Below are 25462 nucleotides of genomic sequence, written 5' to 3' on the forward strand. Positions count from 1 at the left end.
GCGCGGCGTAGCCGGGCGAAGCGGGTCGCCACCATCAGTCCTGGCCTTCGGTCGGTGGCGGCGTCCGGTCCTCCGGATCGCCCAGGCTGTCCAGCAGCGTCATCGACTGCTGCTGCGCGGCGAGCTTGCGCCGCTGCTCCTCGGCCGCCAGTTGCACGACGGTGCGCGCCCACACCACGCGGGCCCAGTGAAACGTCAACAGCATCACCGTGATCCACGCGACGATCAGGCCCACGCCCGGTCCGGGATGCCCGGCGGCCACGGTTTGGCGCGACCACACCGCCAGCAGCCCGGCGGCGGAGGCGATCGCCGAACCCGCCAGCGCCACCCAGGCCAGCGCCCAGCGCCGCGTGATCAGCGCCAGGATCGAGAAACCCACGCCGAACACCAGCGCCAGCCAGGCGAACACCCGCGACGGCAGCGCCACCGCGGCGGCGCCGGCGCCATGCGTGGAAAACAGCACGTCCCAGCCCCGCACGTCGCCGGTGTGCGGCAGGATGAACGATCCCAGCAGCACGAACACCAGGATCGCGACCACCAAAGCCCTTGCGCCGGGATCGATCTCCCCCGCCACCCGGCGTTCGGCGGCGTCGATTTCGCTGCGCAGGGCGTCGATGTCGGCGTGTTCTTTCTTCATCGGGCACATCCCAGGGGTTCGAGCGATTGGACGGACGGCCCGACGGCGGGCATGCCGAGGCCGATCGTGCGGGGGCGCCGCCCGGCGGCATGCGCGTCACCCGCCCGGGTGCGGCGGTGACTGCGGATGCCCGCGTCGGCGATGAGGTGGTGCGGGGCCGCCCCGGTGACCACCGTGGTGACGACGTCGCCCGGGCGCACGTCGCCGGCGTCTTCGGGGGCGAAGTGCACCAGGCGGCCGTCGCGGGCCCGGCCGGTCATCCTGGACGTGCGGGCGTCCTTGCGTCCTTCACCGGTGGCCACCAGCAATTCGACGGCCTGACCGATCAGCGCACGATTGCCCTCCAGCGAGATCTGCTCCTGCGCCTCGACCAGCCGCTCGTAGCGTTCCTGCACAACCGCTTTCGGCACCTGCCCGGCTAGGGCGGCGGCGGGGGTGCCGGGCCGCTTGGAGTACTGGAAGGTGAACGCGGCCGCGAACCGGGCCTGCCGCACGACGTCGAGCGTGGCGGCGAAGTCCTCTTCCGTCTCACCGGGGAATCCGACGATCAGGTCCGTGGTGATCGCCGCGTGCGGCATCGCCGCCCGCACCCGCTCGATGATGCCCAGGTAGCGCTCGGCGCGGTACGAGCGCCGCATCGCGCGCAGCACCCGGTCGGAGCCGGACTGCAGCGGCATGTGCAGCGCCGGGCAGACGTTCGGCGTCTGCGCCATCGCCTCGATGACGTCGTCGGTGAACTCGGCCGGGTGCGGCGAGGTGAACCGCACGCGTTCCAGCCCGTCGATGCGCCCGCAGGCCCGCAGCAGTTCGGCGAACGCGCCGCGGTCGCGGGGCAGCGCCGGGTCCGCGAAGGACACCCCGTAGGCGTTGACGTTCTGGCCCAGCAGGGTGATTTCGAGCACGCCGTCATCCACCAGCGACCGCGCCTCGGCCAGGATGTCGTCCGGGCTGCGGTCGACCTCCTTGCCGCGCAGCGACGGGACGATGCAGAAGGTGCAGCTGTTGTTGCACCCGACGGAGATGGAAACCCATGCGGCGTAAGCGGATTCGCGGGCGGTGGGCAGCGACGACGGGAACTGCTGCAGCGCCTCGGCGATCTCCACCTGCGCGACCCTGTTGTGCCGGGCCCGGTCGAGCAGCGTCGGCAGCGATCCGATGTTGTGCGTGCCGAAGACGACGTCGACCCAGGGCGCCTTGCGCAGCAGCGCGTCCCGGTCCTTCTGGGCCAGGCAGCCGCCGACCGCGATCTGCATGTCCGGGTTGCCGCGCTTGCGCGGGGCCAGGTGGCTGAGGTTGCCGTACAGCTTGTTGTCGGCGTTCTCCCGGACGGCGCAGGTGTTGAAGACCACCACGTCGGCGTCGGCACCGTCGGCCGCGCGCTGATAGCCGGCCGCCTCCAGCAGCCCCGCCAGCCGCTCGGAGTCGTGGACGTTCATCTGGCAGCCGTAAGTGCGTACCTGGTAGGTACGCACCGCCGAAACATCTCGGGCCGCCGTCGAAGTCACGGGGCCATGCTACGGCGACCCGGGCTTACGGGATTAACCCGCAGGTCGTGGCGATCGCCGGCGCGGCGGGAGCCGGGCGCAGTCCCCCGCAAACGGGTGGGGTCCCCGCGGAGCTGGGGAGTCCCCCGGGTCGCACCGTCTGACCTAGACGCGGCGGCGTTCCCGTTCGGCGGCCAGCTCGGCGATGACGACTTCGGCCGCCAGGTTCTGGCTGTAGCCGCGGCGGGCCAGCATCCCGACCAGCCTGCGGCTCACCTTGGCTTCGTCGGCCAGCGTCTCGCGGCGCAGCTTGGCCCGCACCAGCTGCTCGGCGCGGTCGCGTTCTGCCCCGGCGTCGATTCCGCCCAGCGCCGCGGTGATCACGTCCTTGTCGACACCCTTCGTGTGCAGCTCGGCGGCCAGGGCGCGGCGGCTCTTTCCCGCCTTCGCCCGCCGGGATGCCACCCACTGCTCGGCGAACCCGGCGTCGTCCACCAGGCCGACGGCGGCCAGCCGGTCGAGCACCCGAGCGCTGACGTCGTCGGGGTATCCGCGTTTGGCCAGCTGACCGGACAGCTCGGCGCGGGTGCGCGCCCTCGCGGTGAGCAGGCGCAGGCACAGCGCCCGCGCCTGCTCTTCGCGGGCCGGCTCAGAAGTCGACGGGAGCGGGGAGGACATCACCGGAGGGGTCATCGGTCACCACCGCGCCAATGCCGAGCTTTTCCTTGATCTTCTTTTCGATCTCGTTGGCCACATCGGCGTTTTCCATCAGGAAGTTGCGGACGTTCTCCTTGCCCTGGCCGAGCTGCTCGCCCTCGTAGGTGAACCACGACCCGGACTTGCGGATGAAGCCCTGATCCACACCCATGTCGATCAGCGAGCCCTCACGGCTGATGCCCTTGCCGTAGAGGATGTCGAACTCGGCCTGCTTGAACGGCGGCGACACCTTGTTCTTGACGACCTTGACCCGGGTGCGGTTGCCGACCGCGTTGGTGCCGTCCTTGAGCGTCTCGATCCGGCGCACGTCCATGCGCACCGACGCGTAGAACTTCAAAGCCTTTCCGCCCGTGGTGGTTTCGGGGCTGCCGAACATCACCCCGATCTTTTCGCGGAGCTGGTTGATGAAGATCGCCGTGGTCCCCGAGTTGTTGAGCGCGCCGGTCATTTTCCGCAGCGCCTGGCTCATCAGGCGGGCCTGCAGGCCGACGTGGCTGTCCCCCATCTCGCCCTCGAGTTCGGCGCGCGGCACCAGGGCCGCCACCGAGTCGATGACCAGGATGTCCAGCGCGCCGGAGCGGATCAGCATGTCGGCGATCTCGAGGGCCTGCTCACCGGTGTCGGGCTGGCTGACCAGCAGCGAATCGGTGTCGACACCGAGTTTCTTGGCGTAGTCCGGGTCCAGGGCGTGCTCGGCGTCGATGAACGCCGCGACGCCGCCGGCGGCCTGGGCGTTGGCCACCGCGTGCAGCGCGACGGTGGTCTTACCCGAGGACTCCGGGCCGTAGATCTCCACGACCCGGCCGCGGGGCAGGCCGCCGATGCCCAGGGCCACGTCCAGTGCGATGGATCCGGTCGGGATGACCGAGATCGGTTGACGCATCTCGTCGCCGAGACGCATCACCGAGCCCTTGCCGTAGCTCTTTTCGATCTGGGCCATCGCCAGCTCGAGAGCCTTCTCGCGGTCGGGGGCTTGCGTCATGGTGCCTCTTCCTATCGTCGTTGTGTTCGGATGACCGGTATCGGTCGGTTGGCCGTGACACTAGGCGCGGGGTCCGACAAGTCGATTCCTCCGAACGATCACCACAGTAGCCGAACACGTGTTCGATTCAAGCGGACACGCCGGACGCGGGGCTTCCGTGTGCGTTGAGGGCTTTCGGTGTGCAACCAGGGCGGGCCGGGTCGGCGTGTCGTCGCCGTGGCCTCACACCCGAAGCCGCGGATTCACAAGCCAGGCCGCGCAGTCACCACTGGTCGCGGGGGACGTCGAAGTCGGCGCACAAGGCGCGCCAGACGTCGCGGGGTTCGATCCCCTCCTCGATCGCCTGGGCCGCGGTGCGGCCGTCGAGGCCGCTCAGCACGTGATCTTCGAGCACAGACGGGCCGTAGGTGGCACCGAATCGCAAGACAACCCGCTCGTTGAACTCCGTCAGCCGCACGTCAGCCAACATACCCAGCCGGCTACCCGGCAAGCGCCAGCGCTTGGTGGCACACCCGCACCGGGTCCGCGACGTCGGCGATGCCGGCGGCCGCTCGTTGCGCGGCCTCCCGGTAGCCGGGCGACGACAGCACCTCGCCGACCGCGGCCGCCAGGGCGTCGGCCGCGAGCGGCCGGACCAGCAGCCCGCTCCCCTGGCGCACCACCCGGTTGGCCATCTCCCATTGATCCCCGCCGCCGGGGACCACCACCAGCGGCACCCCGGACAGCAGCGTCTTGGCCACCATGCCGTGGCCGCCACCGCAGATCACCAGGTCGGCGTGCGTCAACAACTCGGCCTGGCATCCCAGCCCGACCACCGCCCACGGCGGGACCGTCAGCTCCGCCCCGCCCAGCCGCGACACCACCAGTCGGGATCCGGCCGGCAGCGTGTCGCCGGGCGTCAGGCATTCCAGCGCCACCTCGGCCAGGCCGGCGGTCCCGGTCAGCGCGGTCGACGGCGCGACGACCACCACCGGCCCGGAGCCCGGCGGGATGGGCAGCACCCGATCGGTCGGCTCGAAGTGCAGCGGCCCCACCACGACGGCCTCCTCGGGCCAGTCCGGGCGCGGCACCTCGAGAGCGGGCAGCGTGGCGATGAGGCGGCGCAGCGGCCCCGGGTCGACGGCGGGCAGCCCGATCTCGAGCCGGGCGGCGGCGCGCTGCTTGATGCCGGCGCGCCAGGACCGCCCCGTCAGCGCGCGCATCGTGGCGTCCCGCAGCCGGCCGCGGAAGCCGGTGCCGGGCGCCAGCCCGCTGCCGATCGGCGGCAGCCCCTTCGACGGCAGGTACAGCGGGTGCGGGTTGAGCTCGATCCACGGAATGCCCAACAGCTCGGCGGCCATCCCGCCACCCGCGGTGATGACGTCGGAGACCACCAGGTCCGGCGCCAGCTCGCGCAGCGCCGGCACGTTGAGCACCGCCATCCGGGCCGCTCGGCGATGGATCCGGGCGCCGGCGTCGACGTCCTCGTCGACGGCCGCCAGCCCGTCCAACTCGACGGCCTCGATCCCGACGCCGCGGGCGGCGTCGAGCCACTCCGCCCCGGTGAACAGCGTGGGCTCGTCGCCCGCCTCGGCGAAACGCCGGCACAGCGCGATGGCGGGGAACGAATGCCCGGGATCCGGCCCGGCGACCACGGCGACGCGCATCGGCCCTACCCTGCCACACGGCCGGACCGCCACATGCGCCTACGCTGGCAGCATGACCGAGCTCACTGGCACGGGCGTCGCGAACGCTCGCACGGTCGAGGGCTTCCTGAACGCGTTGCAGGACGCGGATTTGGAGGCCGCCGACGCCGCACTGGACGACAACCTGGTTTACGAGAACGTCGGGCTGCCGACGATCCACGGGCGCGCCAGGGCGATGAAGCTGTTCGCAATGATGGAGGGCCGCGGGGCCTTCGAGGTGAAGATCCACCGCATCGCCTCCGACGGCGCCGCGGTGCTCACCGAACGCACCGACGCGCTCATCGTCGGACCGCTGCGGCTGCAGTTCTGGGTGTGCGGCGTGTTCGAGGTCCACGACGGGCGAATCACGTTGTGGCGGGACTACTTCGACTTCTTCGACATGTTCAAGGCGACGCTGCGCGGCCTGGCCGGGCTGCTGGTGCCGTCGCTGCGGGCTTCGTTCTAGCGCCTGGGCAAGCCGCCGAGCTCGTCGAACGCCTGCGCCCAACCCATCAGTCGATCGGTCGCGCCGACCAGCTCGTCGCGGTAGCGCTGCTGCGCGGGGGCCGCCCCGTCCCCATTCGCCGAGGACACCAATTGCGCTGCGGCGGTGACCATTTCGTTGTACTGACGCACGCCGGCACTCAACTGCGCGGTGAACGCGTTGATGGTGGGCACCAGGTACGACCGCGACGACTCGGCGTACTGCGCCGCGCGCTCCATCGACACCACCTCGGCGGCGGTGGCCGCCATCGCCGCCGACGTCTTGGTCGCGGCGGCGCTCAGGTCACGGATTTCGTCGGCCGGCAGCATCGAGCCGCGCTCGATCACGCCCAACAGCGAGAAGAACCCGCGTTCGGAAGCGCCCAGCGCGTACATCGAGGGGCGGGCCGCCGAACCGGGCGGCGGCAGCCGGCGGGCGCCGGTGGGCCGCTGCGCCGGCAGCGGCTCCGACCGCAGCCATCGGTAGCGAAGCAGCAACAGTGTCGCCGGAATCGCCAGCACCACCGCAATGGCGCCGGTGACCTGCAGCAGCAGCGCGAACCAGCCCCACGCCGCGAGGAGCCCCGTGACCGCTATCCAGAACACGCAGCCGGCGGCACAGACCAGGCCCCACCGCAGCGCGCGGCGACGTCGGCGCAGCAGCCGTGCCCGCGGGTCGGCGGCGGCACTGATCTTTCGGGCCACCAGGTCGGAAACGTCTGCGGCGGTGTCGAATCCGCGCTGCACCAGCGCGCGCCACGGCCGGTGTTGGGTCGCTTTCACCGCCATCGCCGGCTCCCCGCGGCGTTACTGGCCAAAGGGCTTCTCGGCGACTTGCCCGCCCGCGGTCTCGGCGGGTGCGGGAGTGGCCGGGGCCGCCCCCGGAGTCGCGGGCGTCCCGCCCGCCGGCAGCGCTTCGCCGCGCATCGACGCGCGGATCTGCTCCAACCGGGAGTGCCCGGCCATCTGGATGCCGGCCTGCTCGACCTCGAGCATGCGGCCCTGCACGGAACCCTGCGCGAGTTCGGCGGAACCGATCGCGTTGGCGTACCGTCGCTCGATCTTGTCGCGCACCTCGTCGAGGCTCGGGGTGTTGCCCGGCGCGGCGATCTCGCTCATCGACCGCAGCGACGCGCTGACCTGTTCCTGCATCTTGGCCTGCTCGAGCTGGCTGAGCAGCTTGGTGCGCTCGGAAATCTTCTGTTGCAACACCATCGAGTTCTGTTCGACGGCCTTCTTGGCCTGCGCCGCGGCGGACAGCGCCTGGTCGTGCAGGGTCTTGAGGTCCTCGACGCTCTGCTCTGCGGTCACGAGCTGGGCCGCGAACGCCTCGGCGGCGTTGTTGTACTCGGCGGCCTTGGCGGCGTCCCCGGCGCCGGTGGCCTGGTCGGCAAGGGTCAGCGCCTGACGGACGTTGACCTGCAGCTTCTCGATGTCGGCCAGTTGCCGGTTGAGCCGCATCTCGAGCTGGCGCTGGTTGCCGATCACCTGGGCCGCCTGCTGGGTCAGTGCCTGGTGTTGGCGCTGGGCTTCCTCGATGGCCTGCTGGATCTGCACCTTGGGGTCGGCGTGCTCGTCGATCTTGGAGTTGAACAGCGCCATCAGGTATTTCCACGCTTTGACGAACGGATTGGCCATCAGTCGGGTCCACCTTCGTTTCTTGTATGCCGGACAAGCGCCCTGCCGCTCAATTTATCGGGTCGGGCCCGATCGCCCCACCCCTGGCGCCAGCCCGGTGACGACGAGCGCCGGAAAGGCCTCAGGCCACGGCCAGCGACGCCACCGGCGGGATGACCACCTTGGTGCTGGCGTCGATGGTGGGGCCGCTCGGCGGGGTGTAGGCCGCGCTCTCCTCGCTGGCCATCCGCTCGCCGGCGCCGGTCAGCACCGCCGACAGCGGCATCTCCAGCGCGTCGCAGATCGCGTTGAGCAGCTCGCTGGACGGCTCCTTGCGGCCGCGCTCCACCTCCGACAGATAGCCGAGGCTCACCCGCGCCGAATCCGAGATCTCGCGCAGCGTCCGGCCCTGTGACGTTCGGGCCCGGCGCAGCACATCGCCGATGACCTCGCGCATCAATGGCGCCATCCTGCTCTCCTTCGTCCAGTCAGCCCTGCTCAGCACGTATCAACCCCAGATTCAGCAGGCACTCATTACGGTCAACGCCGCGAGCCGTGAAGTTGGTTCCCGCTCAGCCGGCCTGCTGGCGAACGGCCCGGGCGGTGGACACCACGTAATCCACGCCGGTCACCACCGTCAGGACGATCGCGATGCCCATGAGGACGGCCGCCACCACCCGGAAAGGCCCCGACAGCGGCAGGATGAACAAGCCGATCGCCAACGCCTGGACGACGGTCTTGAGCTTGCCGCCCCAACTCGCCGGGATGACCCCGCGGCGTATCACGGCCAGCCGCAGCAGCGTGACCCCCACCTCGCGGGTCATGATCACCACCGTTACCCACCACGGCAGGTCCCCGAGCATCGACAGGCCGATCAGCGCCGACCCGATCAGGGCCTTGTCGGCGATCGGATCGACGAACGCACCGAACTCGGTCGCCATCCCGTAGTTTCGGGCCAGCAGCCCGTCGAACCGGTCGGTGATGCAGGCGACGGCGAAAATCACGAAAGCGACTATCCGCCCGGCGATTTGGTGGCCGTCCGCGGAAAACAGCGCGAGCAGGAAGATGGGGACCAGCACCAGGCGGAGCAGGGTCAGCACGTTGGCGAGGTTCGCGATGCGGGCGCGGCTTGCCACCGGCGGTGTTTGCGGCTGGCCCGACACCGCCTAAGAATAACGGTTGACCAGCGCTCCTCTCCCGGTTGCCGATACTGTTACCCGTGACCGAAAGCTCACGGGACCCCCGGCCGGTGGTCCGGCGCGCGCGAACGTCCGACGTCCCCGCGATCAAACAACTCGTCGACACGTACTCCGGGCGCATCCTGCTGGAGAAAAACCTCGTCACGCTCTACGAGGCCGTCCAGGAGTTCTGGGTGGCCGAGTACGAGGGCAGGGTGGTCGGCTGCGGGGCGCTGCACGTGCTGTGGTCGGACCTCGGCGAGGTGCGCACCGTCGCCGTCGACCCGGCGATGACCGGCCACGGCATCGGCCACGCGATCGTCGACCGGCTGCTCGAGGTGGCCCGCGAGCTGCAGCTGGAGCGGTTGTTCGTGCTGACCTTCGAGACCGAGTTCTTCGGCAAGCACGGGTTCACCGAGATCGAGGGCACGCCCGTCACCGCCGAGGTGTACGAGGAGATGTGCCGCTCCTACGACATCGGCGTCGCCGAATTCCTGGACCTCAGCTACGTCAAGCCCAACATCCTGGGCAACTCCCGGATGCTGCTGGTGCTCTAGCCCGGCGAGCAGACACAAAAGCCCGCGACACGCCGAGGAATTGGGCGCTTTTGCGTCTGTTCGCGCTACTCCGGGTCGCCGTCGCCGCTGCCGCCGCGGATCAGGGCCAGCGTTCCGGCCAGCTCGTCGGGCTTGACCAGCACCTCGCGCGCCTTGGACCCTTCGGACGGCCCGACGATGCCGCGGGTCTCCATCAGGTCCATCAGCCGGCCGGCCTTGGCGAAACCGACGCGCAGCTTGCGCTGCAGCATCGAGGTCGAGCCGAACTGGCTGGACACCACCAACTCGACGGCCTGCAGGAACACGTCCATGTCGTCGCCGATGTCGGGATCGACGTCGGTGCGTTCGCCGGTCGGCTTGGCGGCGGTGACGCCCTCGGTGTATTCGGGTTCGGCCTGGTCTTTGCAGGCGCTGACGACGGCCTGGATCTCCTCGTCGGAGACGAACGCGCCCTGCAAGCGGACGGTCTTGCTGGCGCCCATCGGCAGGAACAGCGCGTCGCCCATGCCGATCAGCTTCTCCGCGCCGGCCTGGTCCAGGATGACCCGGCTGTCGGTGAGCGACGACGTGGCGAACGCCAGCCGCGACGGCACGTTCGTCTTGATCAGGCCTGTCACCACGTCCACCGACGGGCGCTGGGTGGCCAGCACCAGGTGGATGCCCGCGGCGCGGGCCTTCTGCGTGATCCGCACGATCGCGTCCTCGACATCGCGCGGCGCCGTCATCATCAGGTCGGCCAGCTCGTCGACGATCGCCACGACGTAGGGATAGGGCCGGTATTCGCGCTGGCTGCCCAGCGGCGCCGTGATGGCGCCCGATCGCACCTTCTCGTTGAAGTCGTCGATGTGGCGCACCCGCGAGGCCTGCATGTCCTGGTAGCGCTGCTCCATCTCCTCGACCAGCCACGCCAGCGCGGCCGCGGCCTTCTTCGGCTGGGTGATGATCGGGGTGATCAGGTGCGGAATGCCTTCGTACGGCGTCAGTTCCACCATCTTCGGGTCGATCAGGATCATCCTGACCTCCTCCGGGGTGGCGCGGGCCAGCAGCGACACCAGCATCGAGTTGACGAAGCTGGACTTGCCGGAACCGGTGGAGCCGGCCACCAGCAGGTGCGGCATCTTGGCCAGGTTGGCCGAGATGAAGTCGCCCTCGATGTCCTTGCCCAGCCCGATCACCAGCGGGTGGTGGTCGCGGCGGGTCGACGGCGCCGTGAGCACGTCGGCCAGCCTGACCATCTCCCGGTCGGTGTTGGGCACCTCGATGCCCACGGCGGACTTGCCGGGGATCGGCGCCAACATGCGCACGCTCTCGGTGGCCACCGCGTAGGCGATGTTCTTCTGCAGCGCGGTGATCTTCTCCACCTTGACGCCGGGCCCCAGCTCCACCTCGTAGCGGGTGACGGTGGGCCCGCGGGTGCAGCCGGTGACGGCGGCGTCGACCTTGAACTGGTTGAGCACCTCGGTGATGGCGTCGGCCATCACGGTGTTGGCGGCGCTGCGCTTTTTCGGCGGGTCGCCGGCCACCAGCAGGGTCAGCGAGGGCAGCGTATAGGGGCCCTCGACGACGCGGTCGACGATCCGGGTTTCCGGCTTCTTGGCGCGACGCCGGCTTCGCCCGGGCTCCGGGATGGTGGGCGTGTCGTCGGCGATCGGCTCGCCGAGCGCGGCCGGGGCGGGGGCCGCGGACGGCCAGGCCTGCGACTCCGGTTCACCGGACTCGTCGTAGTACCCGTCGGAGAAGTCCTCGCGCGGCTGCTCGTCGTCGTCGAACTCGTCGGCTTCCTGGTCATAGGGGTCATAGGCGTCGCCGCCGACCAGCCGGCCGCCGAACATGGCGCGGACGGCATCGGGCACCTCGCGGATGGTGGTGCCGGTCAGCAACAGCAGGCCGAACATGAAGCCGATGAACAGCAGCGGCGCGGCGATCCAGGGCGTCAGCCCGTCCGACAGCGGCCCGCCGATGGCGAAGCCGATGAATCCCGCGGCGCGACGGCGCAATTCGGGGTCCCCGGGCGAACCGGACCACAGGTGCCGCAGGCCGAGCGCCGACAGGGCGAGCAGGCTTGCGCCCAGGATCAGCCGGGGCCGGGCATCGGGATTGGGCTGGGTCCGCATCAACGTGACGGCCACCGCGGCGGTGACGACGGGCAGCGCCAGGACGCCCGCGCCGATGAAGGTTCGGATCAGCGTGTCGACCCACGCGCCGATCGGACGGGCGGCGTCGAACCACGAGCTCGCGGCTACCACGACGGAGACGCCGAGCAGCGCCAGCGCGATCCCGTCGCGGCGGTGTCCGGGGTCGATGTCGTGGGCCCGCCCGATGGAGCGGGCCGCGCCGCCGGCGCCCCGCGCCGTCAGCAGCCAGGCGGCGCGCACGGCCCGCCCGCAGGTCAGCCCGGTGGCGACGAGCAGCGAGCGGTTGCGGCGTCTGGCGGGCCTGCTCGCCGCCCGGCGGGGCGCCGGGCGCGGCTTCCGGGGCCCGCCGCTGCGCGAACTGGCCTTTGACCTGCTCGTTCGGCTACCGGAGCGGGCGGCGGTCTTACTGGGCATGGGGCCAAGGGTAGTCGCAAACACCTCATCTACACCACCCGCCACACTGGCAACGACCGCCGGGCGCCGACCGCGGCGGGCGGTGCCTGAGTAGGGTGGCGAATGCCCACCCCCTCAGGCACCCAGGAGGCCCCCGCATGCCCGTCGTCGTCGTCGCCACCATGACCGTCAAACCCGAATCGGTCGACACCGTCCGCGACATCCTCACCAACGCGGTTTCCGAAGTGCACGACGAGCCGGGATGCCAGCTGTACTCGCTGCACCAGAGCGGCGAGACGTTCGTGTTCGTCGAACAGTGGGCGGACGAAGAGGCGCTCAAGACGCACAGCACCGCGCCCGCGATCGGCAAGATGTTCGCGGCGGCGGGCGAGCACCTGGCCGGGGCGCCGGACATCAAGATGTTGCAGCCGGTTCCCGCCGGCGACCCGGCCAAGGGGCAGCTGCGCGCCTGATGGCCGGGCCACTGACGGGCAAAGTCGCGCTGGTCACCGGCGCCGCGCGCGGTCAGGGCCGCGCGCACGCCGTGCGGCTGGCCGCCGACGGCGCGAATGTGATCGCGGTGGACCTGTGCGAGCAGATCGCCAGCGTCCCCTACCCCCTGGCCACCCCGGACGACCTGGCGGCCACCGTCAAGCTCGTCGAGGACACCGGCGCGCGCATCGTCGCCCGCCAGGGTGATGTCCGCGACCGGCCGTCGCTGTCCACCGCGCTGCAGGCGGGCCTGGACGAGTTCGGCCGCCTCGACATCGTCGTGGCCAACGCCGGGATCGCGCCCATGCAGTCCGGCGACGACGGCTGGCGCGACGTGATCGACGTCAACCTCACCGGCGTCTACAACACCATCAAGGTCGCGATACCGACGATGACCAAGCAGGGCACCGGCGGATCGATCGTGCTGATCAGTTCGGCCGCGGGGCTCGCCGGCATCGCCAGCATCGACGCCGGCTCCGTCGGTTACGCCGCCGCCAAACACGGGGTGGTCGGGTTGATGCGCGTGTACGCCAATCTTCTTGCCCCACAAAACATTCGGGTCAACTCCATCCACCCGTCCGGCGTCGACACCCCGATGATCAACAACGAGCTCACCCGGCAGTGGCTGGCCGATTTGATCGCCCGATCCGATGTACCCCCGGACATGGGCAACGCGCTGCCGGTGCAGGTGATGCAGCCCGAAGACATCGCCAATGCTGTGGCGTGGCTGGTGTCCGACCAGGCCCGCTACCTCACCGGCGTCGCGTTACCCGTCGATGCGGGCTTTTTGAACAAGAAGTAGGCCATGGCACGAAATCCCGCTGCGCAGACCGCCTTCGGCCCGATCGTGCTGGCGGCGGTCGAACGCAACGAGCCGCCCGGCCGCCGGCTGGTCGACGACGACCTCGCCGAATTGTTCCTGCCGCGCCCGCTGCGCTGGCTCGTCGCCGCGACGCGATGGGCGCCCGCCCGCCGCCTGATGGTCCGCGGATCGGAGTACACCGGCCCCGGGCTGTGGGCCAACCTCGCCTGCCGCAAGCGGTTCATCGCCGACAAGCTCGAGGAGGCGCTGCCCGACATCGACGCGGTCGTCATCCTCGGCGCCGGTTTCGACACCCGCCCCTACCTGCTGACTCGGCGGGTGCGCCGCCCGGTCTTCGAGGTGGACCTGCCGGTCAACATCGCCAGGAAGGCGAACACCGTTCGGCGGGTGCTGGGCGGATTGCCGATGTCGGTTCGGTTGGTGCCGTTGGACTTCGAGCGCGACGACCTGCTCACCTCGCTGGCCGAGCACGGCTACCGCACCGACTACCGGGCATTCTTCATCTGCGAGGGCGTCACCCAGTACCTCACCGAAGACGGGGTCCGGCGCACCCTCGAAGGCCTGCGCGCGGCCGCCCCGGGCAGCCGACTGGTGTTCACCTACGTGCGCCGGGACTTCATCGACGGCACGAACCGGTACGGCACCCGCACGCTGTACCGCAATGTCCGTCAGCGCCACCAACTGTGGCACTTCGGCCTGCAGCCCGACGAGGTCGCGGAGTTCGTCGCCGAGTACGGCTGGCGGCTGGTTGAGCAGGCCGGTCCCGACGAGCTCGTCGAGCGTTACGTGGCACCCACCGGCCGGAAACTCGCCGCCTCCCAACTGGAATGGTCGGCCTACGCGGAAAAGATCTAGGGCGCCGCGACACATAAACCCTTGCGACGACACGCCGAAAACCGTCGCAGCGCTTTATGTCTCGCGAGGCGGCTCAGACCTCGATGACCGTCGGCACGATCATCGGCTGCCGACGGTAGGTCTCGCCGACCCACTTGCCCACCGTGCGGCGCACCCCCTGGGCGATCCGGACGGGGTCGGTCACGTCGGCGGCGACCAGCTGCTCCAGCTCCGCCTCGACCTTGCGCACCGCGGGCTCGAGCGCCTTGGGGTCCTCGGAGAACCCGCGCGAAAACAGTTGCGGCGCGGCGGCGGGACGGCCGGTGCCGCGCTGCACCACGACGGTCACCGCGACGAAACCCGACGACAGGATGAGCCGCTCGCCCAGGGTGATGTCGCCGACGTCGCCGGTGATCAACCCGTCGACGAACATCTTGCCGACGGGCACCGCCCCGGCGATGGCGGCCTTGCCGGCCACCAGGTCGACGCTGACGCCGTTCTCGGCCAGCATGATCGACTCCTCGGGCACCCCCGCGCGCGCCGCCAGCTTGGCGTTGGCCCGTAGCATCCGCCAGGTGCCGTGCACCGGCATCACGTGGCGCGGCCGCACCCCGTTGTAGAGGAACAGCAGCTCGCCGGCGTAGGCGTGACCCGAAACGTGCACGCGCACTTGCTGGTTGGTGACGACGCGCGCCCCGATCTTGGCCAGCGAGTCGATGACCCCGTACACCGCCTCCTCGTTCCCCGGGATCAGCGAGGATGACAGGATCACCAGGTCCTCGGGCGTGAGGGTGATGCTGCGGTGCTCGCCGCGCGACATCCGGGACAATGCCGACATCGGCTCGCCCTGGGTGCCGGTGGTGATCAGCACCACCCGCTCGGGCGGCATCATCTCCGCGGCGGAGATCTCGATGAGATCGGAATCGTCGACCCGCAGAAAACCCAGCTCCCGGGCGATGCCCATGTTGCGCACCATGGATCGCCCGACGAACGACACCCGCCGGCCCAACGCCACCGCCGCGTCGATGATCTGCTGCACCCGGTCCACGTTGGAGGCGAAGCAGGCCACGATGACGCGGCCGTCGGCGCCCCGGATCAGCCGGTGCAGGGTCGGGCCCACCTCGCTTTCCGAGGGCCCGACACCGGGGATCTCGGAATTGGTCGAGTCGCACAGGAACAGGTCCACGCCCGCGTCGCCCAGCCGGGACATGCCGGGCAGGTCGGTGGGCCGGCCGTCGAGCGGGAGCTGGTCGAGCTTGATGTCGCCGGTGTGCAGCACGGTCCCCGCGCCCGTGTGCACCGCGATGGCCAGCGCGTCGGGGATGGAGTGGTTGACGGCGAAGTACTGGCACTCGAACACGCCGTGCGTGCTGCGCTGCCCCTCGGCGACCTGCACGAAGACCGGCTTGATGCGGTGCTCGCGGCATTTGGCGGCGACCAGCGCCAAGGTGAACTTCGAGCCGACGACCGGGATGTCGGGGCGCAGCCTGAGCAAAAACGGGATCGCCCCGATGTGGTCCTCGTGCGCGTGGGTCAGCACCAGGGCCTCGACGTCGTCGAGCCGCTCCTCGATGTGGCGCAGATCCGGCAGGATCAGGTCGACGCCGGGCTCGTCGTGGGTGGGGAACATCACCCCGCAGTCGATGATCAGCAGGCGGCCCAGGTGCTCGAAAACGGTCATGTTGCGGCCGATTTCGTTGATGCCGCCCAGCGCGGTGACCCGCAACCCGCCCGGACTGAGAGGACCCGGCGGGGTGAGGTCTACATCCACTGGTAAACCGTCCTTTGGCTCACCGAAGCACCGACGCCGCGCGCAGGTCGGCGGCCAGCGCCTCGCTCTGCGCCGCCGTCGCCGGCATCTGCGGCAGCCGGGGGTCGCCCGCGTCGAAGCCCTGCAGGCGCAGACCCGCCTTCGACATCGTCACCCCACCGAGCCGGGCCATCGCGTTGCACAGCGGTGCGAGGCCGACGTTGATCTTCCTTGCGGTGGCGATGTCCCCGGAATTGAAGGCGGACAACAACTCCCGCAACTGCCCCGCCGCGACGTGGGCGATCACGCTGATGAAGCCGGTCGCACCCATCGCCAGCCATGGCAGGTTCAGCGCGTCGTCCCCGGAGTAGTAGGCCAGGCCGGTCTCGGCCATGATCTGGCCACCGGCGTGCAGATCGGCCTTGGCGTCCTTGATGCCGACGATGTTCGGGTGGGCGGCCAGCGCATGGATGGTCTCGGTCTCGATCGGTATCACCGAGCGCGGCGGGATGTCGTAGAGCAGCACCGGCAGGTCGGTCGCGTCGGCGACCGCCGTGAAATGCGCGACGAGCCCGGACTGCGGCGGCTTGGAGTAGTACGGCGTGACCACCAGCAGGCCGTGTGCTCCCTCGGCCGCGCAGGCCTTGGCCAACCGGACGCTGTGGGCCGTGTCATAGGTGCCCGCGCCGGCGATGACGCGGGCCCGGTCGCCCACCGCCTCCAGCACCGCCCGCAGCAGCTCGAGCTTCTCGTCGTCGGTGGTGGTCGGCGACTCGCCGGTGGTTCCGGAGACCACCAGGCCGTCGCACCCCCCGTCCACCAGCCGGTTTGCCAGCTGCGCCGCCTTCGCGGTGTCCAGGGAGCCATCGCCCGCAAAGGGAGTGACCATCGCGGTCAGCAGGGTTCCCAGCCGTGCCGGGGCGTCGAATCCGACGGTGCTCACGGTCTTCAGGTTACCTGGCGGTACCAAGGCCTTTTGTTACCGCCGCGAGCGCGCGTGTTTGTACGGCGACACGCCGCAAATCGCGTACAACCGTGCACCCTCGCGCCGATCCGCCAGTTAGGCCTCGGTGGCCAACGGACTCGTCGCGACCTCGGTCCCGTCGGCCAGGGTGGACACCTCGAAGTCGGCGAACACGGCCGGCGCGACGCCGACGAGCTGGCGCAGGCACTCGATGGCCAGCCGCCGGATCTCCACGTCGGCGTGCTCGCTGGCGCGCATGGCGATGAAGTGCCGCCACGCCCGGTAGTTGCCGGTCACCACGATGCGGGTCTCGGTGGCGTTGGGCAGCACCGCCCGCGCGGCCTGGCGCGCCTGCTTGCGCCGCAGGATCGCGCTCGGCTGGTCGGCGAACTTGGCCTCCAGCCGGGCCAGCAGCTCGGTGTAGGTGGCCCGGCTGGCGTCGGCGGCCTCGGTGAGGATCCGCCGCAGTTCGGGGTCGTCGTCCATCCCGGGCGGGACGACGATCCGCGAGTCGCCCTCCGGCACATAGCGTTGCGACAGCTGCGAGTAGGAGAAATGCCGGTGCCGGATCAGCTCGTGCGTGCACGATCGCGAGACGCCGGTGATGTAGAACGACACGCTCGCGTGCTCGAGCACCGAGAAGTGCCCGACGTCGATGATGTGCTTGATGTAGCCGGCGTTGGTCGCCGTCTTGGGGTTGGGCTTCGACCAGCTCTGATAGCAGGCCCGTCCGGCGAATTCGGTGAGCGCAGAGCCGCCTTGGACGTCGGGGCCGTCGGTGGCCCACGGCACGTCCGGCGGCGCCAGGAACTCCGTCCTGGCGATCAGCTGCACGCGCAGCGGGGCGGTCTGGGCCACGGCGCTCACCTTAACGCGACGGCCGCACGGCGAGCTCACCCGATATCAGCGGCGGGAGCACGGCGTCGCGGAAGGCCGCCAACCGCAGGTTTTCGGCGCGCCGCGCGTGGCACAGTTCGCCGAGGCCGGTGGTCGTCCGCGCCGCCGCGGGCGCCAGCCGACGGACGTCGCGGACCAGAACCTCCAGCAGGTCGCGCGGTTGAATCCGCTGGTGGCTGGCCGAGGTCCCGGCGACCCGGCGTTGCAGCGTCTCGGTGACGGCGGGTTGCCGCAGCGCCGACCACAGGGCCGACGCGTCGACCCCGACCGGTCTGAGCACCACGAATTCCGTGCTGGCCAAGGCCATTTGCGACGGCACGGCCGGCACGTTCCAGATGCGCGGGATCCTGGGATTGAGCTTCGCGAACAAGACGCACGGCTGCGACAGGAGGAACTTGGCGCTGCGCACCGATCCGGCGGACACGACGGCGGGGTTCGCGCCGTTGTCGAACGCCGGCAGGCTGAAGTGGGCGACGACGTCGCCGAACCCGGCCGGGCCGACAAGCGCCGTCGACCGCTCGGCCAGGCAAGACAACGGGACGTGCTCGGGCACCGCCTCGACGATGGCCACCATCAGGCGTTCGGCGGCGGCGATCACGCGTTCGTTGGCGGCGATCTTGTCGTCGACGGCGCCGAGCACCTCGGCGATCCGGCGGCGGTGCGGCGCCGCGACGGTCGCGACCGAGACGTCGCGCAGGATCCGCTGGTTGAGCAGGGGCTGGCCCGACCCGGTCCGCTGTTCACCCAGCCCGCAGGTGTGCAGCGCGTAATACCAATACCGGGTGTCCGCGGGCTCCTTGGCCCGGCAGACCAGCGCGTTGTCGGTGACCCAGACGTCGGAGTCGCAATACCGCAGACTGCCGCAATACGATCCGACACGGCCCAGCACGATGAGCGGGCCGGTCGCGTTGCGTTGTGCCGCATAGCCGATCGCCCCGTTGGCGCCGTAGACGCGGAAGCACCCGTCCGGCGCCCGACGCGGCGGGCTGGTGCCGTTGCTGAACTCCAGGTGGTCGCCGAGCCTGACCCTCACCGCAGGCGCTCCAGCTGTTCGCGCACCACCATGTCCAGTCGCGCGGATTCGTCGAGCGCCGCCAGCAGGTCGCCGGTCAGCCGGGCGACCTTCTGCTCGACGGGCTCCCCGTCGTCGGCGGCGGCGGGCGGACCCACATACCGTCCGGGGGTCAGGGCGTAGCCCGCGGCCCTGATCTCGTCCAGCGACGCCGATCTGCAGAAGCCCGGAACGTCATGGTAGGTAAGGCCTTTGGCGGCGGCCGACTGCGATCCACACCAGGCGTGGTAGGTGTCGCCGATGCGGGCGACGTCCGCGTCGCTCAGCGCGCGCTCCGCCCGATCAACCAGGTGGCCGAGCCCGCGGGCGTCGATGAACAGCACCTGGCCGGACCGGCCGCCCTTGTCCCGCGCGAAGAACCACAGGCACACCGGGATGCCGGTGCTGCGAAACAACTGCCCGGGCAACGCCACCATGCACGTCACCAGGTCCGCCTCGACGATCCGGGCTCGAATGTCACCCTCCCCGAGCACATTCGACGACATCGAGCCGTTGGCCATCACGACGCCGGCCTTGCCGCCCGGCGCCAGCTTGGACAGGATGTGCTGAATCCAGGCGTAGTTGGCGTTGGTGACGGGCGGAATGCCGAAGCGCCAGCGCGGGTCTCGTTCGTCGCGGGCCCAATCCTTGATGTTGAAGGGCGGATTGGCCAGCACGTAGTCCATCTGCACGCCGGCGTGCAGGTCGTCGGCGAACGTGTCGGCCCAGCGCGCACCCAAGCCGGTGTCGTCGATGCCGTGGACGGCGAGGTTCATCTTCGCCATCCGCCAGGTCTGCTCGACGCTTTCCTGGCCGTAGATCGTCACTTTCGCGGGATCGCCGTCGCGCGCGGCGACGAACCGCCCGGTCTGCACGAACATTCCGCCCGATCCGCAGCACGGGTCGTACACCCGGCCGCTGGACGGTTCGAGCACCTCGACGATCACCCGCACCACGCAGGGCGGGGTGAAGAATTCGCCGCCCCGCCGGCCTTCGGCCCGGGCGAAATTGCCCAGGAAGTACTCGTACACCTCGCCCATCAGGTCCCGCGCGGGGCGGCCGCCCTCGGAATCGAATTGCGCGCCGTCGAGCAGGCGCACCAGCTCGCCGAGCCGGCGCGCGTCGAGGTTTTCGTACAGCCGCGGCAACCCCGTGGCCGCCATGGCGTCGTCGACGAGCCGGCCGATGTCCGGCGATTCCGCGTTGCGCGCCAAGGATTTCCACCGCGGCGCGTCGGCGTGCCGCAGGAACACCAGCCCGAGGACGGCGTCCTTGTACTGGCCGGCCGACAGGCAGCCGCGCAGCTTGTTGGCCGCCTTCCACAGCGTGCCTTCGAGCTCCTTGTCCGTGGCCCGCATCACGCGGCCGCCCGCAGGTCACGGGCCAGGTCGCCCCGGGTGGACACGCTGAAGCCGCCCAGGCCCAGCCACGACGCCATGGACCGCAGCTCGCCGGCCAGCGCGTCGACCACGCGCGGTCGCGGGGTGTCGGGCTCGCCGAAGGCACCGAGCACGCGCAGCGAGCCGGCGGCGCGGTCGGCCTTGAGGTCGACGCGCGCCACCAGCCGCCCGTCCAGCAGCAACGGCCACACGTAGTAGCCGTACCGGCGCTGGGCGGCCGGCGTGTAGATCTCGAGGCGGTAGACGAAATCGAACAGCCGCTCGACCCGGGGCCGGAAGAAGATCAGCGGGTCGAACGGGCACAGCAGCGCGGTGCCGCGGTCGGCCCGCGGCACCGTCCGGCCCGCCCGCAGGTACGCCGGCGCGGTCCAGCCGTCGACGTCGACCCGCTCGATCTCCCCTGCGGACAGCAACTCGGCGATCGCCGGCTTGACCTGCTGGGCCGACAGCCGGAAGTAATCCCGGATGTCGGCCTCGGTGCCCACGCCCAGCGCGGTGGCGGCCCGCAACGTCAGCTCCCGGACGGCCTCGCCGTCGTCCACCTCGCGGGCCAGCACGCTCGCCGGCAGCACCCGCTCCACCAGGTCGTAGTGCCGCGCGAAGCCGACCCGGGTGGCCGTCGTCAGCACGCCCGAGGCGAACAGCGCCTCGGCGACCCATTTGGTGTCGCTGCGCGTCCACCACCTGCCCTTCTCGCGCCGCGGCTCGGCCTCCAGGTGCTCCTCGATCTGCCCGGCGGTGCTGGGCCCGAGCTCGGCGACGGCGGCGACGACGCGCTCCGCGAGCTCGGGGTTGGCCTTGACGATGTGGGTGCCCCAGCGGCCGTGCCGGTATTGCCGCATCCGCCAGCGCAGCAGCGGCCAGTCGTCGACGGCCATCAGCGCGGCCTCGTGCGCCCAGTACTCGGCCAGCAGCCGCGACGGGCGCGGCCCCCAGGCCGCGCGGTCCAGCACGTCGCGGTCGTAGGGGCCGAGTCGGCTGAACACCGGCGCGTAGTGCGCGCGTACCGCCACCGACACCGAATCCAGTTGCAGCACTTGAATTCTCGAGATGAGCCGCTTGAGATGCGCGCGGGTGATCGGCCCGGCGGGCCGCGGCTCGCTAAATCCTTGGGCCGCAACGGCAATTCGGCGGGCCTGCGCGGCGGACAGCCCCGGGGTCCGGATCGACACGCGCCGAGAATACCGGCTCTGCGGCTGCTCCCGGCGGCGACGCGACCGGGCTCAGCCCGCGCGGGCTTTGCCGTCCGCCGCCACCAGCGCGCCGGCCTCCGGCGGATTCTTGCGTTCGTCGTAGGCCGACTCGAGCGCGGCCGGGACCGGTTCCAGGTCGCGGTAGACGGCCATCAATTCCTCGAGGATCTTGATCCGGTGCCGGCTCGCCTCGTCGACCGCACGCTGAGCCCGCTCGCGATAGTGATCGGCTTCCTGCTTGGCGTCGCCGAGGAGCTGCTCACGCGCCTTCTGGGCGTCGGCTCGCATGCCGGCCAGTTCGTCCTCGAGCTGCTGTTTGGCCTCGGCGTACTCGGCCTCCATGGCCTTGCGCTGCTCCGCCATGTCGGCCAGCACCTCGTCGCGCCTGCGTTGGGCGGCCTCGGCCTCGGCCTCGGCCGCCGCGATCAGCGCTTCCGCCTCGGCGCGCGCCTCGGCCTGCATCTCCGAAGCCTCGTCGACCGCGCGCCGCAGCATCTTGGCCATCCGCTGTTGCACCGCGTGGGGCGAGGTGGACGTCTCGGTGAGGAGGGCGATCTCCTTGCGCAGGGCGGCCGCCTCCTCGCCCGATTCCCTCAGCCTGGCCCGCAGGCTCTCGACGTCGTCGCGCAGCAACTGCTGCTTGGTGGCCAACATCTCGATGTGCGCGTCGACCGCGCCGGGGTCGTAGCCCCGGAACATGCGCGTGAACGTCTTCGCGGGTTCGGTTATCACTGCCAATTCCCCCTCCTGGCAACGTCTGGTGAAAAACCCCGGCGACACCGACCCCGCGTCCGAGTATGGCACGGGCGCCGATCCGGGCTCAGGCCCGGCGGTAGCTGTGGAACCGGTACCGCGGCCCCGCGCGGCTGACCTGCCACTCCCCCGTCTCGCCCAGCCACGACTCGTCGAGCACCGGGGCCAGCGCGTCCTCGTCGTCGCGCACCAGGTCGATCTCGACCTCGGTGACCTCGCAGCGGGCGGCCAGCGGCAGCGCGAGCGCATAGACCTCCGCGCCGCCGATCACCCACGCGTCGGGCTCGGTGAGCGCGGCCTCGAGCGAACCGGCGACCTCGGCCCCGTCGGCCCGGTAGTCGGGCTGCCGGGTCAGCACCACGTTGCGGCGGCCGGGCAGCGGACGGACCCGGGCCGGCAGCGACTCCCAGGTCCGCCGGCCCATCACCACCGTGTGCCCCAGGGTGATCTGCTTGAACCGGGCCAGGTCCTCGGGCACCCGCCACGGGATGTCACCGCCGCGCCCGATGACGCCCGACGTCGACTGAGCCCAGACCAGGCCCAGGGAGGTCATGTACGGCTCATACGGCGACGGGGGCTTTGATCGCCGGGTGCGGGTCGTAGTTCCTCACGACGACGTCGTCATAGGTGTAGTCGAAGATCGAATCGCGTTGCGCCAGAACGAGTTCCGGATACGGCCGGGGCTCACGGGCCAGCTGGGTGCGCACCTGTTCGACGTGGTTGTCGTAGATGTGACAGTCGCCGCCGGTCCAGACGAACTCGCCCACCGACAGTCCGGCCTGGGCCGCCATCATGTGGGTGAGCAGCGCGTAGCTGGCGATGTTGAACGGCACCCCGAGGAACAGGTCCGCGCTGCGCTGGTACAGCTGGCAGCTCAGCCGCCCGTCGGCCACGTAGAACTGGAAGAACGCGTGGCACGGCGGCAGCGCCATCCGCGGGATGTCGCCGACGTTCCACGCCGACACGATGATCCGCCGCGAATCGGGATCGGTGCGCAGCAACTCCAGTGCGGCGCTGATCTGGTCGACGTGCTCGCCCGACGGGGTCGGCCAGGACCGCCATTGCACGCCGTAGATCGGTCCGAGATCGCCCGTGTCGCTTGCCCATTCGTCCCAGATGGTGACGCCGTGCTGGTGCAGCCACGCGACGTTGGAGTCGCCGCGCAGAAACCAGAGCAGCTCGTAGACCACCGACTTGAGGTGCACCCTCTTGGTGGTCAGCAGCGGGAAGCCGGCCGACAGGTCGTAACGCAGCTGCCGGCCGAACAGGCTGCGGGTTCCGGTGCCGGTGCGGTCGGATTTCACCGCGCCACTCTCGAGCACGAGGCGGAGCAGATCCTCGTAGGGGGTGGGGATCGACACGCGGTCAGCTTACTTCGGTGCGTAAGGAGTAGAACGGATCCCATGCCGAAGATCACCGACAGCGTCACCACTCCCGACGGCTCCTGCCCCGTCCGCCTGTTCACGCCCGAAGGCCCGGGCCCCTGGCCCGGCGTGATCATGTACTGCGATGCCGGCGGGGTGCGCGACACCTTCGACCAGATGGCCGCCAAGCTGGCCGGATTCGGTTATGCCGTCCTGCTTCCCGACGTGTACTACCGCAGCGGCGACTGGGCGCCGTTCGACATGGCCACCGTGTTCGGCGACGCCAAGGAACGCGGGCGCCTGTTCGCCATGATCGGCAGCATCACACCCGACAAGATGGCAGGCGACGCGGGCGCCTTCTTCGACTACCTGGCCGCGCGGCCCGAGGTGTCCGGGCAGCGCTTCGGCGTGTGCGGGTATTGCATGGGCGGCCGGACCTCGTTGGTGGTGGCCGGGCGCCTCCCCGAGCGCGTCGCCGCCGCCGCGTCCTTCCACGGCGGCGGGCTGGTGAGCGACGGCGCGGACAGCCCGCACCTGCTGGCCGACCGGATGACCGCCAAGGTCTACGTGGGCGGCGCCGAGAACGACGCGTCGTTCACCGCCGATCACGCCGAGCAGCTCGACAAGGCGCTGACGGCGGCGGGCGTCGAACACACCATCGAGTGGTACCCGGCCGGCCACGGGTTCGCGGTCCCCGACAACCCGCCCTATGACCCGGCCGCCGACGAGCGGCACTGGGCGGCGATGACGGAGCTCTTCGGTTCGGCGCTATAGCGCCAAGCCGGTGCCGCCGCTTGCGCCGAGCGTCTCGAGCAGCAGCGCCGCGGCCACCGTCGCCCCGTCGGTGCGGATCTCGCCGGCCAGCGCGCCGGCTCGCGCGCGGGTGTCGGGGGCCAGGGCGGTCGCCAGCGCGCAGGACAGGGCGTCCGTCGTCGGCGCCGCCCCGCACAGCGCGGCCCCGACGCCCAGCTGGGCGACCCGGCGCGCCCAGTACAGCTGGTCGGCCCCCTGCGGCACCACCACCTGGGGCGCGCCGGCCCGCGCGGCCGCCGTCGTCGTGCCCGCGCCGCCGTGGTGCACGACGGCGGCGACCCGGGCGAACAGCGCCTGCTGGTTGACCTCGCCCACGGCAACGCAGTCGTCGCCCCGGTCGATCGGCGCCAGGCCGGCCCAGCCCCGGGCGAGCACCGCGCGGCGGCCCTGCGCCCGGATCGCCGCGATGGCCGCCCGCGAGGTGGCCTCGAGCGCGGGCACGGGCATGCTGCCGAACCCCACGTACACCGGGGCGTCGCCGGCGTCCAGGAACTCCACCAGCTCGCCGGGCAGCGGGCGGGTGTCCTGCACCAGCCAGGCGCCGGTTTGGACGACGTCGAGATCAGCGGGCAAGGGCCACGGGCCCAGGGTCGGGTCCGCCGCCAGCCAGGGACGCTCGGCGATGGCGTGGTCACGGACGTTGTCGACCGGCGGCAGGCCGATCGATGCTCGGTGCGCGTTGAGCGTGGCGCCGAAGTGGGCGTTGGCGTTTCGGCCATCCAACTCCCACAGCACCCGGTTGTCGACCGCGCCGGGCGGCAGCGGCGCGGTCCAGAACGACGGCGGCGGGTGGTGCGGTGACGGCAGATCGGTCGGGTGATAGCTCGCGTAGACGTAGTGAATGCCCAGCATTTCGGCCGCCGAGCGCGCGCCGGCCGCGGCGGGCAGCAGGCCCGCCGCCACCAGGGCATCGCAGTCCTGCGCCGCCGCGGCCACCGCGTCGAACTGCGCTGCGATCAGCTCGTCGACGTGCCGCCGCAGGTCCGCCTCCGACGGCGGCGTCGCCGCGGCCGTCAGCGCGCGCACCGACTCCCCGAACGGCACCAGCGGCACGCCGAGACCGGCCGCCCGTTCGGCGAACTCCTCGTCCGGGGGCGCGCAGATGCGGACCTCGGCGCCGAGGGCCCGCAACTCGACGGCGAGACCGAGCAGCGGCTCGACGCCGCCGCGCGAATCGTATGTCGAGAGCAACGCACGCATTTGGCTACTGTGCGGCAGCGCCCAGCGCCCGGCGAACCCACGATGGCCACCCGGAGCACTTTGCCGGACGAAATGGTTTTG

26 protein-coding genes and 1 pseudogene are annotated in these 25462 nt (G+C 70.8%); 6 read left to right on the forward strand and 21 right to left on the reverse strand.

What is annotated here, in order from left to right; all coding sequences use genetic code 11:
- Positions 1 to 34: 34 nt before the first annotated feature.
- The 6 genes from A5696_RS19270 to A5696_RS19295 all read right to left on the reverse strand — a co-directional run bounded on the left by A5696_RS19270 (position 35) and on the right by A5696_RS19295 (position 5466).
- Complete coding sequence (locus A5696_RS19270) at positions 35 to 637, reverse strand: hypothetical protein (protein ID WP_369803369.1); 603 nt, start codon at positions 635 to 637, stop codon at positions 35 to 37.
- A complete protein-coding gene (gene miaB, locus A5696_RS19275; RefSeq protein ID WP_067882554.1) occupies positions 634 to 2142 on the reverse strand; it encodes a tRNA (N6-isopentenyl adenosine(37)-C2)-methylthiotransferase MiaB in 1509 nt (502 codons plus the stop codon). The genes A5696_RS19270 and miaB overlap by 4 nt, the downstream gene beginning before the upstream one ends.
- Before the next feature lie 144 nt (positions 2143 to 2286).
- Positions 2287 to 2799 carry a recombination regulator RecX gene (gene recX / locus A5696_RS19280; RefSeq protein WP_067882556.1) on the reverse strand — a complete coding sequence of 171 codons (513 nt, stop codon included), beginning with the start codon at positions 2797 to 2799 and terminating at the stop codon, positions 2287 to 2289.
- Positions 2771 to 3820, reverse strand: a complete 1050-nt coding sequence (gene recA / locus A5696_RS19285) for a recombinase RecA (protein WP_067882558.1) — start codon at positions 3818 to 3820, stop codon at positions 2771 to 2773. Before recA ends, recX begins: the two co-directional genes overlap by 29 nt.
- Before the next feature lie 262 nt (positions 3821 to 4082).
- Positions 4083 to 4289, reverse strand: a complete 207-nt coding sequence (locus tag A5696_RS19290; protein ID WP_067882560.1) for a DUF3046 domain-containing protein — start codon at positions 4287 to 4289, stop codon at positions 4083 to 4085.
- 10 nt (positions 4290 to 4299) lie between these two features.
- Positions 4300 to 5466, reverse strand: a complete 1167-nt coding sequence (locus A5696_RS19295) for a glycosyltransferase (RefSeq protein WP_067882562.1) — start codon at positions 5464 to 5466, stop codon at positions 4300 to 4302.
- A 52-nt stretch (positions 5467 to 5518) separates the two neighbouring features.
- Here A5696_RS19295 and A5696_RS19300 point away from each other — a divergent pair, with 52 nt between their 5' ends.
- Positions 5519 to 5950, forward strand: a complete 432-nt coding sequence (locus tag A5696_RS19300; protein WP_067882564.1) for a limonene-1,2-epoxide hydrolase family protein — start codon at positions 5519 to 5521, stop codon at positions 5948 to 5950.
- Here A5696_RS19300 and A5696_RS19305 read toward each other — a convergent pair.
- The 4 genes from A5696_RS19305 to pgsA form a co-directional block, all read right to left on the reverse strand.
- Positions 5947 to 6756, reverse strand: a complete 810-nt coding sequence (locus A5696_RS19305) for a hypothetical protein (RefSeq protein WP_067882566.1) — start codon at positions 6754 to 6756, stop codon at positions 5947 to 5949. The genes A5696_RS19300 and A5696_RS19305 overlap by 4 nt on opposite strands.
- 18 nt (positions 6757 to 6774) lie before the next feature.
- Positions 6775 to 7605, reverse strand: a complete 831-nt coding sequence (pspA, locus tag A5696_RS19310; RefSeq protein ID WP_067882568.1) for a phage shock protein PspA — start codon at positions 7603 to 7605, stop codon at positions 6775 to 6777.
- A 121-nt stretch (positions 7606 to 7726) separates the two neighbouring features.
- Entirely contained in the window at positions 7727 to 8053 is a 327-nt protein-coding gene (gene clgR, locus A5696_RS19315) for a transcriptional regulator ClgR (protein WP_067882570.1), read from the reverse strand.
- A gap of 103 nt (positions 8054 to 8156) precedes the next feature.
- Positions 8157 to 8747, reverse strand: a complete 591-nt coding sequence (pgsA, locus tag A5696_RS19320) for a CDP-diacylglycerol--glycerol-3-phosphate 3-phosphatidyltransferase (protein ID WP_067882572.1) — start codon at positions 8745 to 8747, stop codon at positions 8157 to 8159.
- Positions 8748 to 8803: 56 nt separating this feature from the next.
- Between pgsA and A5696_RS19325 the strand changes: the two genes are divergently transcribed.
- Entirely contained in the window at positions 8804 to 9319 is a 516-nt protein-coding gene (locus tag A5696_RS19325; RefSeq protein ID WP_156738482.1) for an amino-acid N-acetyltransferase, read from the forward strand.
- A gap of 65 nt (positions 9320 to 9384) precedes the next feature.
- Here A5696_RS19325 and A5696_RS19330 read toward each other — a convergent pair.
- Positions 9385 to 12007: pseudogene (locus A5696_RS19330) on the reverse strand (DNA translocase FtsK 4TM domain-containing protein).
- Between A5696_RS19330 and A5696_RS19335 the strand changes: the two are divergent.
- Genes A5696_RS19335 through A5696_RS19345 form a run of 3 tightly spaced genes read left to right on the forward strand, consistent with a single transcriptional unit; the run spans position 12006 to position 14017 of the window.
- Complete coding sequence (locus A5696_RS19335) at positions 12006 to 12320, forward strand: putative quinol monooxygenase (RefSeq protein WP_067882577.1); 315 nt, start codon at positions 12006 to 12008, stop codon at positions 12318 to 12320. The pseudogene A5696_RS19330 and the gene A5696_RS19335 overlap by 2 nt on opposite strands.
- Complete coding sequence (locus tag A5696_RS19340) at positions 12320 to 13141, forward strand: mycofactocin-coupled SDR family oxidoreductase (RefSeq protein WP_067882579.1); 822 nt, start codon at positions 12320 to 12322, stop codon at positions 13139 to 13141. The genes A5696_RS19335 and A5696_RS19340 overlap by 1 nt, the downstream gene beginning before the upstream one ends.
- Before the next feature lie 3 nt (positions 13142 to 13144).
- Complete coding sequence (locus A5696_RS19345; protein WP_067882581.1) at positions 13145 to 14017, forward strand: SAM-dependent methyltransferase; 873 nt, start codon at positions 13145 to 13147, stop codon at positions 14015 to 14017.
- A gap of 73 nt (positions 14018 to 14090) precedes the next feature.
- Here A5696_RS19345 and A5696_RS19350 read toward each other — a convergent pair whose 3' ends face one another.
- From A5696_RS19350 to A5696_RS19390, 9 genes are all read right to left on the reverse strand, one after another.
- The gene (locus A5696_RS19350) at positions 14091 to 15767 is read right to left on the reverse strand and encodes a ribonuclease J (protein WP_067882582.1); all 1677 of its coding nucleotides are present in this window, start codon (positions 15765 to 15767) and stop codon (positions 14091 to 14093) included.
- Positions 15768 to 15786: 19 nt separating this feature from the next.
- Positions 15787 to 16689, reverse strand: a complete 903-nt coding sequence (dapA, locus tag A5696_RS19355) for a 4-hydroxy-tetrahydrodipicolinate synthase (RefSeq protein ID WP_067882584.1) — start codon at positions 16687 to 16689, stop codon at positions 15787 to 15789.
- 117 nt (positions 16690 to 16806) lie between these two features.
- Positions 16807 to 17568 (reverse strand): FAD-dependent thymidylate synthase, encoded by a 762-nt coding sequence (thyX, locus tag A5696_RS19360; RefSeq protein ID WP_067882670.1) that lies wholly within the window; start codon positions 17566 to 17568, stop codon positions 16807 to 16809.
- A gap of 10 nt (positions 17569 to 17578) precedes the next feature.
- On the reverse strand, positions 17579 to 18640 hold the full coding sequence (locus A5696_RS19365; RefSeq protein WP_067882586.1) for a restriction endonuclease subunit S: 1062 nt from the start codon (positions 18638 to 18640) through the stop codon (positions 17579 to 17581).
- Positions 18637 to 20016, reverse strand: coding sequence for an N-6 DNA methylase (locus A5696_RS19370; protein ID WP_067882588.1), 1380 nt, complete (start codon positions 20014 to 20016; stop codon positions 18637 to 18639). Before A5696_RS19370 ends, A5696_RS19365 begins: the two co-directional genes overlap by 4 nt.
- Positions 20016 to 21224, reverse strand: a complete 1209-nt coding sequence (locus A5696_RS19375; RefSeq protein WP_067882671.1) for a winged helix-turn-helix domain-containing protein — start codon at positions 21222 to 21224, stop codon at positions 20016 to 20018. The genes A5696_RS19370 and A5696_RS19375 overlap by 1 nt, the downstream gene beginning before the upstream one ends.
- 57 nt (positions 21225 to 21281) lie before the next feature.
- On the reverse strand, positions 21282 to 21983 hold the full coding sequence (locus A5696_RS19380) for a DivIVA domain-containing protein (protein WP_067882590.1): 702 nt from the start codon (positions 21981 to 21983) through the stop codon (positions 21282 to 21284).
- Positions 21984 to 22071: 88 nt separating this feature from the next.
- On the reverse strand, positions 22072 to 22557 hold the full coding sequence (locus A5696_RS19385; protein ID WP_067882592.1) for a dihydrofolate reductase: 486 nt from the start codon (positions 22555 to 22557) through the stop codon (positions 22072 to 22074).
- Between the two features lie 7 nt (positions 22558 to 22564).
- Positions 22565 to 23365, reverse strand: a complete 801-nt coding sequence (locus A5696_RS19390; RefSeq protein WP_067882594.1) for a thymidylate synthase — start codon at positions 23363 to 23365, stop codon at positions 22565 to 22567.
- Positions 23366 to 23407: 42 nt separating this feature from the next.
- Between A5696_RS19390 and A5696_RS19395 the strand changes: the two genes are divergently transcribed.
- Positions 23408 to 24142 (forward strand): dienelactone hydrolase family protein, encoded by a 735-nt coding sequence (locus tag A5696_RS19395; RefSeq protein ID WP_067882597.1) that lies wholly within the window; start codon positions 23408 to 23410, stop codon positions 24140 to 24142.
- Here A5696_RS19395 and A5696_RS19400 read toward each other — a convergent pair.
- Positions 24137 to 25381 carry a glycosyltransferase gene (locus A5696_RS19400; protein WP_067882598.1) on the reverse strand — a complete coding sequence of 415 codons (1245 nt, stop codon included), beginning with the start codon at positions 25379 to 25381 and terminating at the stop codon, positions 24137 to 24139. The genes A5696_RS19395 and A5696_RS19400 overlap by 6 nt on opposite strands.
- Between the last annotated feature and the right edge of the window lie 81 nt (positions 25382 to 25462).

Origin of the sequence: Mycobacterium sp. E2699 (assembly GCF_001666745.1) — a bacterium.
GTDB lineage: Bacteria > Actinomycetota > Actinomycetes > Mycobacteriales > Mycobacteriaceae > Mycobacterium.